Origin of the sequence: Chamaesiphon sp. (genome assembly GCF_041738855.1) — a bacterium.
GTDB lineage: Bacteria > Cyanobacteriota > Cyanobacteriia > Cyanobacteriales > Chamaesiphonaceae > Chamaesiphon.
Map to the genome: position 1 here is coordinate 26972 of NZ_JBGSPA010000190.1, position 13343 is coordinate 40314.

At 44.3% G+C, this 13343-nt stretch carries 12 protein-coding genes; 1 reads left to right on the forward strand and 11 read right to left on the reverse strand.

Going from position 1 to position 13343, the window contains the following annotated elements; genetic code table 11:
- Nucleotides 1–137: 137 nt before the first annotated feature.
- From ACEW9I_RS20255 to ACEW9I_RS20275, 5 genes are all read right to left on the reverse strand, one after another.
- Nucleotides 138–266 carry a hypothetical protein gene (locus ACEW9I_RS20255; RefSeq protein ID WP_373542133.1) on the reverse strand — a complete coding sequence of 43 codons (129 nt, stop codon included), beginning with the start codon at nt 264–266 and terminating at the stop codon, nt 138–140.
- Between the two features lie 104 nt (nt 267–370).
- A complete protein-coding gene (locus ACEW9I_RS20260; RefSeq protein WP_373542134.1) occupies nt 371–676 on the reverse strand; it encodes a DUF5340 domain-containing protein in 306 nt (101 codons plus the stop codon).
- A gap of 3 nt (nt 677–679) precedes the next feature.
- Nucleotides 680–1564: an indole-3-glycerol phosphate synthase TrpC gene (gene trpC / locus ACEW9I_RS20265; protein WP_373542135.1), complete on the reverse strand. Its 885-nt coding sequence runs from the start codon at nt 1562–1564 to the stop codon at nt 680–682.
- A gap of 154 nt (nt 1565–1718) precedes the next feature.
- Nucleotides 1719–2708: a DNA polymerase III subunit delta gene (gene holA / locus ACEW9I_RS20270; RefSeq protein WP_373542136.1), complete on the reverse strand. Its 990-nt coding sequence runs from the start codon at nt 2706–2708 to the stop codon at nt 1719–1721.
- Between the two features lie 132 nt (nt 2709–2840).
- Entirely contained in the window at nt 2841–4001 is a 1161-nt protein-coding gene (locus ACEW9I_RS20275; RefSeq protein ID WP_373542137.1) for a pentapeptide repeat-containing protein, read from the reverse strand.
- 177 nt (nt 4002–4178) lie between these two features.
- Between ACEW9I_RS20275 and ACEW9I_RS20280 the strand changes: the two genes are divergently transcribed.
- Nucleotides 4179–4442, forward strand: a complete 264-nt coding sequence (locus tag ACEW9I_RS20280; protein WP_373542138.1) for an ADP-ribosylglycohydrolase family protein — start codon at nt 4179–4181, stop codon at nt 4440–4442.
- A gap of 318 nt (nt 4443–4760) precedes the next feature.
- Here ACEW9I_RS20280 and groL read toward each other — a convergent pair whose 3' ends face one another.
- The 6 genes from groL to ACEW9I_RS20310 all read right to left on the reverse strand — a co-directional run bounded on the left by groL (nt 4761) and on the right by ACEW9I_RS20310 (nt 12946).
- On the reverse strand, nt 4761–6398 hold the full coding sequence (groL, locus tag ACEW9I_RS20285) for a chaperonin GroEL (RefSeq protein ID WP_373542139.1): 1638 nt from the start codon (nt 6396–6398) through the stop codon (nt 4761–4763).
- Nucleotides 6399–6453: 55 nt separating this feature from the next.
- On the reverse strand, nt 6454–6765 hold the full coding sequence (gene groES / locus ACEW9I_RS20290) for a co-chaperone GroES (RefSeq protein WP_309742942.1): 312 nt from the start codon (nt 6763–6765) through the stop codon (nt 6454–6456).
- A 152-nt stretch (nt 6766–6917) separates the two neighbouring features.
- Entirely contained in the window at nt 6918–9170 is a 2253-nt protein-coding gene (locus tag ACEW9I_RS20295; RefSeq protein WP_373542140.1) for an O-linked N-acetylglucosamine transferase, SPINDLY family protein, read from the reverse strand.
- Between the two features lie 3 nt (nt 9171–9173).
- On the reverse strand, nt 9174–11426 hold the full coding sequence (locus ACEW9I_RS20300) for an O-linked N-acetylglucosamine transferase, SPINDLY family protein (protein WP_373542141.1): 2253 nt from the start codon (nt 11424–11426) through the stop codon (nt 9174–9176).
- Nucleotides 11427–11663: 237 nt separating this feature from the next.
- Nucleotides 11664–12209: a type IV pilin-like G/H family protein gene (locus tag ACEW9I_RS20305; protein ID WP_373542142.1), complete on the reverse strand. Its 546-nt coding sequence runs from the start codon at nt 12207–12209 to the stop codon at nt 11664–11666.
- Between the two features lie 185 nt (nt 12210–12394).
- Entirely contained in the window at nt 12395–12946 is a 552-nt protein-coding gene (locus ACEW9I_RS20310) for a type IV pilin-like G/H family protein (RefSeq protein WP_373542143.1), read from the reverse strand.
- Nucleotides 12947–13343 lie beyond the last annotated feature (397 nt).

Sequence of the window (13343 nt, forward strand, 5' to 3'; positions counted from 1 at the left end):
CGCCTTCGCGGACTAGTTAGTCAGTCCGCGAAGGCGGACTTTGGATCGTTAGCCCCGATTTTAATCGGTGGCAATATTGGGATGGAGTCAATAGCCTTAAACCGAACTGACGTTAAGTCACCTTAGATCGTTGACAATCAAGTATCCAGCGCGATCGACACATTTCGACCATTACTGCTAGATCCCCAGATCGAAAGGCTGTCTTGTCTCGCTAAACCCTCGGCAAAGCCGTAGACGTTGGCGTTGGCGTAGCCTGCCGTAGGCATACGAAGCTCGGCGTGTCGTTGGCGTAAGCCTGCTGTAGGCACAGACGGAGCGCGAGTCGCTTCTCGAAGAAGCCTTTGGATCTGTCCCAACGACTTGGTAGTTACTAGACAACCTCTGGATTAGTGATAACAGAATTGAGTGCCCAGACATGTTCTACCTCCATCTGTTGATGGTTGCAGGTATCTTCTAGCAGCTTTTGTTGAGATAGAGCTTTGCGGAGAGTCACGATCAACTGTTGTACTCGTTCCCTGACGATCGGGTCGCGATCGGCTGTCATCATCGTTTGGCGTTCTAGTACCTGTAGAATCAGCTCGTAATGTATCAGCGAGGGTAATTTAATTCGATCCATGGATGTGCCGTCATCTTCTACCGAACTAAATCGGTGATGGTATAAGTGGATAAATGCCAACAGCTACGCTGCGAACAGATCGACGATCGCTTGTCCGGGATCGTCCTGCTTTATAAAGGATTCCCCAATCAGAACGGCATTAGCTCCAGCCGCAGCTACTAGTTTAAGATCTTCCGCCGTATGAATCCCAGATTCGCTCACGATCGCGATCCCGCGATCGCTTAATGCTTGTCGCCGTGCTCCCAAAAGCTGACTGGTAGTTTGTAAATCGACACTAAAATCGGCGAGGTTACGATTATTGATGCCAATCAGTTTCACATCCTCCAATCCTAACACCCGATCGAACTCTTCCTCCGTGTGTACCTCAATCAGAGCCGTCATCCCCAACACCCGCACGATCTTGAGAAAGTACTGAAGATCGATATCTTCCAAAATCGCGGCTATCAATAAGATCGCATCCGCACCATGCGCGCGCGCATAGTAAATCTGATACGGATAGATGACAAAATCCTTGCACAACAGCGGTAAATCCACCGCTTGGCGCACAGCCGCCAGATTTTCAAAACTACCTTGAAAGAAATTGCGATCGGTCAATACCGACAAGCAACTCGCACCGCCGAGCTGATAGGCTTTGGCAATTTCTACCGGATCGAAATCTGCCCTAATCACCCCCCGACTCGGCGAAGCCTTCTTCACCTCTGCTATCAATGCTGGCTGTGTTTTACCCTGTTGGAGCGCACCCAAAAAGTCCAACGGGGGTGCTATTAATGCCACTTGCTTTTTCAACTTATCTAGCGGCATTTTGTCCCGCAGGTAGGCTACTTCCCGCTCTTTATCCCAGACAATTTCTTCGAGGATGTGCGCGGGTTTACCGTCGGGAACGACGATCTGATACTCTAATGGGCCGACATTGATGGCTGCACTGGGCGGACGACGACGAATCTTCATTTGGTGAATGGTGAATGGTGAATGGTGGATCGTAATTAGAGCAGTATCCTAGCAGTAAGTCCCGATCGAGACAAAACTCCCGAAACATCATAGGGTGTCCAAGCTCGACCTGGGCACTAATATCTACTATCCACCATCCACCATCCACTATCCACTATTTCCTAGCCCCAAATATTCGACACAACTCGATCGTCTGCATTTGCAACGTCGAAGTAGTTTCACCCCCACGTTTGAGCTGAAATTCCAAATCTAGTAACTTGGGGAGACTGGCGGCTAATCGATCGGCAGTGGTAGATTGGAGTTCCTGCTTGATGAAAAATAGGCGTTTGGGGTTGCCCAGTCCAGCCGCAGTTGCAATGACTCGATCGTCCTTTTCGCCAGCTTCTAGGAGCATTTTTACCCACAGCCAGGTGCGGAATTGACCGACCAGAGTGGCGACTATTTTGAGCGCGGGTTCGTTGTGGTTTAATAACTCGCTCACCAAGTGTAACGCTGTCCCGACATCACCTTGCCGAATTGCCGCCGCAAGTTGGAGACTAGTTTGAGTATTGGCAACTACGAGACTCGATACCATCACGCGATCGATTCGTTGTCCCGCGCCACCTGCGAGGAGTTGTAATTTAGCCAATTCTAGATAGAGTTGGCGCGTATTATTGCCAACTGATTCGGCGAGGAGTTGGATCGCATCTGCTGTTAGTTTCAACCCCAATTCTGTGGCGACAATTTGCACCCGCTGGCTCAGTTCTGCTGTTTTCCACGGGGGAATCAAACTAAATTCTTGGACATTGGCATATTTCTGAATTGTTTTGGTCGATTTCAGTCTGCCATCAGGTTTATTTTTGCTAGTTAGTAACAGAATTGAAGTCGCCGGAATTTGTGGCAATGTCCGCTCCAAATCGCCGAGCAATTGCTCCGAACATTGCTGCATCAAGGTCGTATCTGCCAGCCAAACCACGCGTTTACCACCACCGAAGGGGGGAGTCATTGCCGCATCCAGAGCCGCGATCGCCCCATCTTCGCGCTCTGGAGCGATCTTTTCATAATTAAAACTCGTCCAAGCGGGATCGAGTGCCGAAAGTTGAATCGCACTGACAGCTTTGGTGATTGCGTAGTCATCATCACCCCAGTACAAGATAATAGTCATCGGGGTAAAGGGTAGAGGGTAGCGATGCGCGATACGTAGGGTTCCCCGAGGGTTTAGCGCATCAAGACAGAGGGTAGAGGGTATCGATTCGCAGTTAACCTTAGACTTTTACAAGAAATCTACTATTGATTTTCAACCAATATAATCATCATCAAACGATCGCGCGGAAGTGGAATACTCGATCGAGGTCAACCGATTGGCAATCCCTTGACAGCCCCCAGGAATTGTTTGCCGCGATGCTTCGCCACACCAAGCACAACAGTAGTGACGCTGCTCCTCAGACATCTGCCGCATATTGGTAAAGTCTGCGGCTTCGACTACCGCACCAGTGAATTTCCCCGTCAGATAGTCGGGAACGCAATCTGGAATACGGGGACTGGCAAATTCGAGATCGCCATAAAACAATCTTGCACCTTTGATATTTGCATTAGTTAATTTAGCTTGATACAGAATAGTTTTAGATAAGTTGGCTTGTGATAGATTGCAGCCATCTAAATTAGTCCGCATCAAATTGGCATCGCTGAGATCTGTCCACCGCAGATCGGTTTGAGCCAAATTTACGCCTGCAAGCATCACACCCAAATTGATGACCCGAACGCCAAAGATCCGATCTTCATCATAACCCCCATCCCCATTGAGAATTACCTTGCCCAGCCGGAGATCGCGCTGCAAGGGCGTCAATAATTTGGAGCGCGATAGGAAGCGGAGTACCCGAGCTTTCCCTGCTGCGTTGACACTACCCAATAATGCCGCTGTACGTCCCACCGCAAAGGCGCGTTCTTGCGGCCAATCTTCCAGAAAACCATCCTTGTCGAGTACCAAGTTAGAAATGCCCTGAAAGTAATTGTCGATCGTTTGTTGCTGAGTGATGATGTTTTGCTGACGATTGAGGCGGTTTTGCTCGATCGTCAGATCGCGAGAAACGATATACTGTCGCCAAGAGACAAACGCGGCGATTGTGGCGATCGCCGTCTGTCCGAGCGCACCACCCCACAAGCCTATAGCACCAACTGCACTCCAATCCGTTCCTGCTGATAGCCCCCCAATATAAGTAAAAAAACCACCAATTCTGAGCAAGCTAATAACAACAACTAGCATCGTAATCGTCGTAACTAGCTGCAATCGCTGCGCTGGAGATAACGATTTGGGGATTTGAGAACGGATACTGCTATAGATAATCGGTACCGACAAACCTAATGAGATCGCGCAACCTGCTACGGTGATACCAGTATTTTTAAAGGCGACACCACACCCGATCGCAATAATTCCGAGCAGATTCAACCAGATTGTCATTTACTCTACAATATCTAGGCTTGGGGTAAACTTTCCATATTAGGAATTTTAACATTATGGATCGCTCAGAACGGATTACAGGTGGGATTTTGGGTCGATTAATTGGTGATGCGCTGGGAGTTCCCTACGAGTTTCACGAACCTCAAGCAATCGCATTGGGCAAGTAAGCACGGGGAAATGGCAGAAGGGAAAGGTCGTGGTTATGTCATTGATGCTTTGAGATCGGCACGGATGGTAATGGAAAATGATAGCTATGAATTAGTTGTAAAACACGCGATCTCATTAGGCAAGGACACTGACACTACGGCTTGCATTCCTGGGGGCATTGCTGGAATTCGTGGTGGAGTAGCAGCCATACCCGATCGATGGCGCAAGCAACTCAGAGGACAAGAAATATTTCAACCATTACTCGATCGATTGTTATCTTACAGCTTGGGTTAAATTCAAGACAGGCAAACTTATTACTGCATATTCAGGAGAGAATGCGATCGATCTTTAGCTTGAGTACAAGTAAAATAGATTTAAGTGAGTCTTCTACCTTCTTATCAAGAAGATCGAGAGTAGGAAGAATGGATCGACCTCGACATAGCAGAAATCTATAACTCCATTCGGGGATGATTTTTTCATTAGAGCGAGTTTTCAAAGGCGATTTAGATTTACCTATCTCATTCTATTTCGGATAAAAAATAGCCATCTTCAGATGAAGATAGCTATTAATATTAATGGGTTTCCCCTTTGAAAAATATTGAAAATTAAGACTTAGTAATCAAAGTCGCCGCCGCCCATGCCGCCGCCACCAGCAGGTGCGCCGTCTTTGGATTCTGGCTTGTCAACGATGATACACTCAGTTGTTAAGATCATCGCAGCGATCGAAGCAGCATTTTGCAGAGCCGATCGAGTTACTTTGGCAGGGTCAACGATACCTGCTTCAAACATGTCTACGAATTCATTTGTGGCGGCATTGTAGCCAACATCAAAGGATTTTTCTTTAACGCGTTCGGCGATGATGGCACCGTTTTGACCAGCGTTTTCAGCAATCCGTTTGAGGGGAGCTGAGAGAGCGCGGGTAACGATCAGCGCACCAGTTAATTCCTCATCTTTGAGGTTAGCTTGCGCCCAAACTTCCAACTCAGGGGAGAGGTGAGCGAGGGTTGTACCACCACCAGGAACGATCCCTTCTTCAACTGCGGCTTTCGTTGCGTTGATCGCATCTTCAAGACGTAGTTTACGATCTTTCATTTCAGTTTCGGTAGCAGCACCAACTTTGATGACAGCTACACCACCAGCTAATTTAGCTAGACGCTCTTGGAGCTTCTCTTTGTCGTAGGAAGAGTCACTTTCTTCCATTTGACGACGGATTTGCTCACAACGAGATTTGACAGTCGCTTCATTGCCTTCAGCAACGATCGTCGTGCTATCTTTGGTGATGGTAATCCGACGCGCTTGACCGAGGGATTCTAGTTTAGTTGCATCTAGTTTCAAACCAGCATCTTCGGTGATCATTTGACCGCCAGTCAATACAGCGATATCTTCGAGCATCGCTTTACGACGATCGCCAAAACCAGGAGCTTTGACTGCTGCAACGTTTAAGACACCACGCAGACGGTTGACTACCAAGGTAGCGAGGGCTTCTTTTTCGATGTCTTCAGCTAAAATCAGCAGGGGACGACCGGAACGAGCTACTTGCTCAAGAATTGGCACAAGATCCTGAACTAGGTTGATTTTTTTGTCAGTAATCAGGATGTAAGGTTGCTCTAGCACCGCTTCCATCCGCTCCATATCGGTAGCGAAGTAAGGGGAGATATAGCCCTTATCAAAGCGCATCCCTTCAGTGATTTCTAGTTCGGTAATCATGGACTTACCTTCTTCTAGCGAGATAACGCCCTCTTTACCGACTTTATCCATTGCGTTGGCAATCATTTCACCGACTTCATTGTCGTTACCAGCAGAGATTGCTGCTACTTGGGCGATCGCTTTGGAGTCTTCGACAGGTTTAGCATGAGCCGCGATTTTCTCAACCAGGAAACCAGTTGCTTTGTCGATCCCACGCTTGAGGGCGATCGCATTGGCACCAGCCGCGACGTTGCGTAATCCTTCTTTGACGATCGCGTGAGCGAGGACGGTTGCTGTAGTAGTACCGTCGCCAGCAGCGTCGTTAGTTTTGGATGCAGCTTGACGAATCAACGCTACACCAGTGTTTTCGACGTTATCTTCGAGTTCGATTTCTTTGGCAATGGTGACACCATCGTTGACGATTTGGGGTGCGCCAAATTTCTTTTCTAGGACGACGTTACGACCTTTGGGGCCGAGGGTAACTGCTACCGCTTCAGCCAAGATGTCCATCCCACGTTCGAGCGCGCGACGAGCATTTTCGTTGTAGATAATTCGCTTTGCCATAATCTTTAATTTTAGGAGTGTAGAGGGTTAGTGGTTAGTGACAAGTGACACTGTATTAGCCGACTACTGCGAGGATGTCTTTCTCAGACAACAGCACATATTCGTCGCCGCCGAGCTTGACGTCGGTACCAGCGTATTTGGAGTAGAGGACTTTATCGCCGATTTTGATTTCAGGCTCTTGACGAGTACCATCTTCATTGCGTTTGCCAGGGCCAACTTGGACTACTTCGCCGATTTGAGGCTTTTCTTTAGCTGTGTCGGGAAGTAAAATACCACCGGCGGTTTTTTCTTCAGATGCGCTGACTTTAACGAAGACGCGATCGGCTAAAGGCTTGACTGTGGATACGGTTAACGATAGTGATGCCATATTTATTATGAGTATTTAGCACTCTCAACTGCTGAGTGCCAATTTAGCCGAATGCGGTATGGCATGGCAAGCAAGGTTTGAGTACGGGTTACCGCACGTTGCTATCAGGTGGTGGCATTTCGCTCAGTTATGGTCGCAACTACACGCTGTCATCATACTATGTCTCGATCGCCAAGACGATCGCTATAGATCGACCACATATTGCGATAAGCTGCTTCCATGTCGAGCGTAAATTGTTTGGCATTCCACACAGGTGCAGTGGTACGTCCCGATCGCAGTTTACCAGCGATTTTGTCTCGCAACTGGCGATCGAGTCCCAATTTTATCCCCCACTCTACATACTCCTCTTGACTCCACGCAATCCCTTCCTCAATCCCAGCATTGAGCATGAAGGTGTAACTATTGCGCGCTGCAAATTGTTGTCCGACTTGAGTCACCATCGGGATGCCCATCCACAGGGTTTCGAGGGTCGTGGTGGCACCATTGTAGGGGAAAGTGTCGAGCACGATGTCGGCGATCGCCAGATTGGCACGATGGGTAACTTCATCCACCACAGTATTCAAAAACCGCAATCGCTTAATGTCTACATCTACTTCGTTAGCAATCATACCAAATAATGACTCGACCGTATATCGATCGCTTTCACCTTTAATTAACAAGTAGCTATTCGGAACCGCTTTGAGAATCTCCAATTGCAACTTAATCGTCTGCGGATGGCGTTTGTAGCCTCTTTGCCCGCTCCAGTAAACGATCGCGTCAGCAGGAATATCTAAATCTTGGCGGTTGATTGTGGATATCCCAATTTCAAATCCATCAACAGCTAGATAACTTTGAGGTAATCTCCAAATCTTTTCTTGATAGTAGTCTTGAGCATTTTCTGGCAATACATACCGATCTGCCATAAAGTAATCAACAGTGGATAAACCTGTGGCATCCCAACCCAACCAACTCACCTGAATTGGTGCGGGTTTCGCGGCTAATACCTGACACGTAGTGCTGAGAGTCAGACTATCCAAGTCGATTAAAATATCGATTTCATCGACACGAATTTGGGCGGTAACTAAGTCAGGATCGGCCCCTAAACAATAACTGACATCAGATCGATCTCGGAACCATTTTTGGTAAAAAGGATTATCATAATTTTGATTGATACAATATGTGAAAATTTGAAATTTCTCGCGATCGTGGTATTGCCATAGCCACCGACTCAGCCAGCCAACAGAATGCTTACGTAGTGTAGAGGCTAGGTAACCAATTCTAATTTTTCCTCGCTGCTTGGGTAATGAAGCTGATTCAGCACGATCCTTTTTAGTAGTTACTTGGTAAGTTAGATACTTCTTAGCTATTTGATTTTGAATTTCTCGATAATAGTCTGGGCGATCTGCGATGTAGGGCAAAAAAGTTGCCGATATGAGAATCGCACGATCGACTCCCTCTTCTAAAGTATCGTATTTTTCAATGATAAATGTTTCAAATAATTGCTCGTGTCGCTCGACAATTGGTAGTACGCTCTGCCAATCGCCAGCAGTTAAAAGAGTTCTAATTATATTTGCATTGGTAATAATCTTCTGAGCAGAATTTTCACAACATTTGTAGGCTACAAAACTAGTATCTATTGCTTTTTGGTATTCATAAATATTACAGTATAATCTAGAGAGAATCTGTAATATCGTAATGTTGTCACCTTCGAATTCCAAGCAAATTTCTAGAATTTTAGTCATGAATGAGCTAGTACCAAATCGATGACTCAGATTTAGTAAAGTATCACTGACTATTTTGATATTCTGGGATCTAGATATTGAAAAACTAACTAAGCACTGACGAATAAATTCACAAGTCAATTCCGTAGGAAAATTCAAAAGTGATGCTAATAATTGACCTAACAGCTCTCTGTCATCTTCAATTAATGTGGTACCGATCGCTTCAAGATCGACATAAGTAGCTAATATTTCTACACCCTGCCACTCTACTAAATCATTAGGGCTAAATAATTTCAGTTCAATTGCTAGTAAAATTGAGCGTAATAAGTTTTGAACATGTGTCGAATCTATTTCTCTTAGATATTGGCTGATACTCCAGGCATTATCAAAATTATTTTTGGTGAACTCTTGACTAGCAGATCGATTGAGCACATCGGATAATTCACTAGTTAAAGCTACTGTTTCTAGTTCTGAAGCTTCTGTAAAAGGAATAAACCAAGTAGATTGGGCATCTGCTTCTCGCTCTTGGAGGAGATAAGCAAGTCCTAAATACCAATAATTGTAACTATCTTCATCTCCATGAGTGATGATAGTCTCATAGTAATTGACTATTTGCTCTAAATTATTAGAGTTGAATAGCGATTCTCGATCGGCAAAGTTGTCGAGAGCCTGAGACAAAGCTGGCAGAGCATTTGCTGTGTGCATATATTAATTATTTAAGTATCGATCGTTTGCTGCATCTGACTGTTGCTCCTGATATTTAGCCCACATTCCTCGATAGGCTTGCTCCATATCCAATGTAAACTGTCTCGCATTCCAGATCGGTGCAGTATTCCTACCCGTGCGTAATTTACCCTGAATTTCCCATCTTAATTCACGATCGAGTCCCAATTTTATTCCCCAATCTAGGTATTCCTGCTCGCTCCAGGCGATTCCTTCTTCTATTCCGGCATTACGCATAAATGTATAACTATTACGCGCTGCAAACTGTTGTCCGACTTGAGTCACCATCGGAATCCCCATCCATAGAGTCTCTAGCGTAGTAGTTGCACCATTGTAAGGAAACGTGTCAAGAACGACATCTGCGATCGCCAGATTGGCTCGGTGTGTATATTCATCTGAGACAGTTTCTAAAAATCTTAATTGCTCTAAACTTACACCTTCTTCTGCGGCAATTTTCTCAAAGAAATCTCGAATTATGAGCGGATCGCTTTGCCCTTTGATTAATAAATAACTATTAGGAACAGCTTTAATGATTCGCATTTGACAGCGAACATTATCTGGGTGGCGTTTATAGCCACCTTGAGAGCTAAAATAGACAATCGCATCATTAGGAATTTGCAAGTCTTGACGTTTTAAGGTGGGGGTTCCAACTTCAAATCCGCAAACGGCAAGATAAGTTTGGGGTAATCGCCAAATTTTTTCTTGATAGTAATCTTGAGCATTTTCGGCCAGCACATAAGGATCGCCGATAAAGTAGTCGATTGCGGGTAGTCCTGAAGCATCCCAACCTAACCAAGTTACTTGAACTGGAGCTGGTTTCTGAACCACGATCGCACAACTAATATCAAATGTCAGACTATCTAAATCGATGAGGATATCAATTTCATCTGCTCTGATTTGGGCAACAGCTTCTAAATAGTTATGATTTAAATAATAAGTGACATCTACTTTATCTCTGAACCATTTATGATTGAATAAGTCGCTATCGATTTGATTGACACAGTAAATAAAAATCTGAAACTTGTCGCGATCGTGATAATGAAATAACCAGCGACTCAACCACCCAACTGAATGTGCTCTGAGAGTAGAAGCTAGATAACCGATTCGGATGATTCCTGGTATTTTTTTTAGTGATACTTCTGCTAAGTTGGATTTGACGATTGGTGAATTGAAGCTACTTTGATAAATTGCAGCTAATTGATTCTGTAGCGATCTATTAATACTAGGATTGTCTTCTATATATGGACTAAAAAACGATGAGATTATAATATGCTTGTAAACTTTAGGTAAGTAGATCGGATCTTCAATAACAATTTCTTGTAGTATTTGTTGATGTCGATCGAGTCTATCCTTCGCACCTTGCCAGTTGCCTGCGGTAAAATATGCTCTCTGGAGCAAATAGCTACCAAAGAGCTGCTCGAATCGAGTTTTTGCCAATCGACAAACATCTTCGGCAGTAGCTATTGCTGCGGCATGAAGCTCGACTTCTGAGTAAAAACAAGTCAATGCTTGACAGATCTCTAGATCGTTGGGAAATAAAGATTGACAAAACTCTAATAATTTAACTGAAAATAGTCCTAAGTTTTGATGATGACATAAATCAAATGCTAAATTGAGTAGCTGAGAAACAAAATCGCGCTGCCGACCACCGATTGACTTCAGACAATATTTCACGATCTCCAAGCTCAAATCAGTATGAACTCTGCGTAATAATGCGCCGATTGCCTGTTTTAATAAAAGATCGTCATATATCTCGATTGGTACTGCCGCGAATAATTCATTAATCTCCCACTCAACTAATAAATCTGATGTTAGTAGATCGAGTGTATTTGCCAGGGTAATAAGCTGTAAAACATTTTTAACTCGCTGCGGCGCGAATGCCAATATCTGTAAACGAATCGACCATGCTATTTCTAGCTCTAAAAGTTGAGAGCGATAACTAGCTTCCCGCTCTAGAATTTCTAGCAAGTCATCAGTATAAACTGCTAATTCTGAGTCGTCGGCATCCGCTAAGGGGATAAGCCAAGCAAATTGAGCGTCTTCTAATCTGCCTGATAATAAATAACTCAAACCCAAATACCAGTAGTTATTTAATATGCTCCGATCTACCAAGATTGCTGATTCATAAAAATCAACAGATTGAATTACTGGATGTTTTGACTCGATTACCGATTGATGTAGATCTTGCTGGAGAGGAGCGATTGAAATCGATGCAGGATGATCTGGAGATGTCTGCATGGCATATTAGTTCAGATTAGGTAATTTTTGTCGATATTCAACTAAATTATATCTATAACTAACTAGTACCGAATCAGTGATATTACCCAAACAGAGCATGAAGAATTTGGGCTGTCCGTAAATTTACTTAATAGACATTCCCGCTCAACTAGATATATTTACTCTAATTTAAATATTTATGGCTCGAAATATATTTAACTTATCGTCTCAACTATGCGAGTGAAGGAGTAAATGTAATTAAGAACTTATCTGGACATATCCAGTCGCCGGACAAATTGGTGCAGCAGTAGGAAAGATCGTCGGTGCAACCGCAGTAGTGGTACCAGTCGCAATCGCTTCACACATCACACTGGTAATCACGCTGTGGTTGGCACTGTTGGTATAGCGACTATTAGCACCACTATAGGCTTTGAGCGCAACATCTCGCGCAGTCGCAATCATCGTCGCGCTATCAGTTGCACTAGTGAGGGTATAATCATATTGCGTAGTAGCCGCGATGCCAGTGGAGCTAGAAAGAGTCCCAATTGCCAATAGGTCAAAGCTACTCGCAAACTGCTGATTTTGGTAGCGATAGGCAGTTTGATAGCGGTTGGTGATGCCAATGTTTTGTTTAGCTTCCGTCTGCTTGGCTTTAGCCGTTTGGTTGAGGAAACTAGGTAGTGCAATTGCCGCCAAGATCCCAATAATAATAATTACAACTAACAGTTCGACAAGTGTAAAACCTTTTTCGTTTCGACTACGATTGAGATGGTGAATCAGTTTAACTTTTAGCTCAGGTTTCATTTGTAAAATATCTCCAGATCGTCCGCTCCTAACCCTTTATCCGATTGATATTAGTTCGAGTTAGATTAATTAAAGTAATTGAACCGCAATATCAGAAAAACCCCCTCAAGATAGCTAACTATGGTGAGGGGTTTTGATGTATGAATCATCCAAGTTTGATACTATCAGCAGCAAACTAAGACTAATTAGCTACCTAAGGAAGTGAAGCCAGTATCACAAGCAGCAGGTGTAGTAGTAGTACCAGCAGTCATTACAGGTACGATTGCGGTAGTACCAGGAGCAATTGATTCACAGATGATAGAAGCGGTTGCACTGAGGTTAGCTGTGTTGGTGTAGCGACTGTTCCCACCACCATAAGACTTGAGAGAAGTATCGTTGGGGGCAGCGATAATGGTAGAAGTGTCGGTAGCAGGAGCCATGGTGTATGTATAGTATTTGGTAGTGTTGGTAACACCGTCACCAGCTAAAGCACCAACAGCTAGCTCGTCAAAACTAGTTGCAAATGCGTCTTTTTCGAGACGGAAGGTGGTTTGAGCACTGTTGATCAGCGAGATATTTTGTTTAGCTTCGCTTTGTTTAGCTTTTGCACCTTGGTTGAGGAAGTTGGGAAGAGCAATTGCAGCCAAGATACCGATGATGATGATTACAACTAACAGTTCTACTAGTGTGAATCCTTTTTCGCTTTGTTTACGGTTGTTGAGGTGTTGGAGGAATTTAGCTTGTAGTTCAGTTCTCATTTTGATTAGTTCCTGTAAGTGTTGGGGTTGTTTGTTTGCTTCGTGTCTTCAGCTTACCCACTTTTTTCAAGTTACCTATCACCCGAATCAAACTTTTTTGCAAATATCTTTTTGATTGACGGTTATCCTCCTCTCAACTCCTTTATTTATAGGGAAATTGCTACCTGGAATTGGGTAAAAAAAGATTGGTAGTTTACTAGCTTTACTTTTGACTCGCGAATTTGTCACCGATATTTGGCGATCGCGATCGCAATTGCTAATAACCTGAGTTCGATGAGGCTAGCCTCATCATCAAATCAATTACCTGACTGTGTTTGAGCCAATCACTACCAATCCTCAAAAACTAAGTGTTTCATAAATTATTATCAATAAGCTCTGCTTGTTGATAATTAGCGGT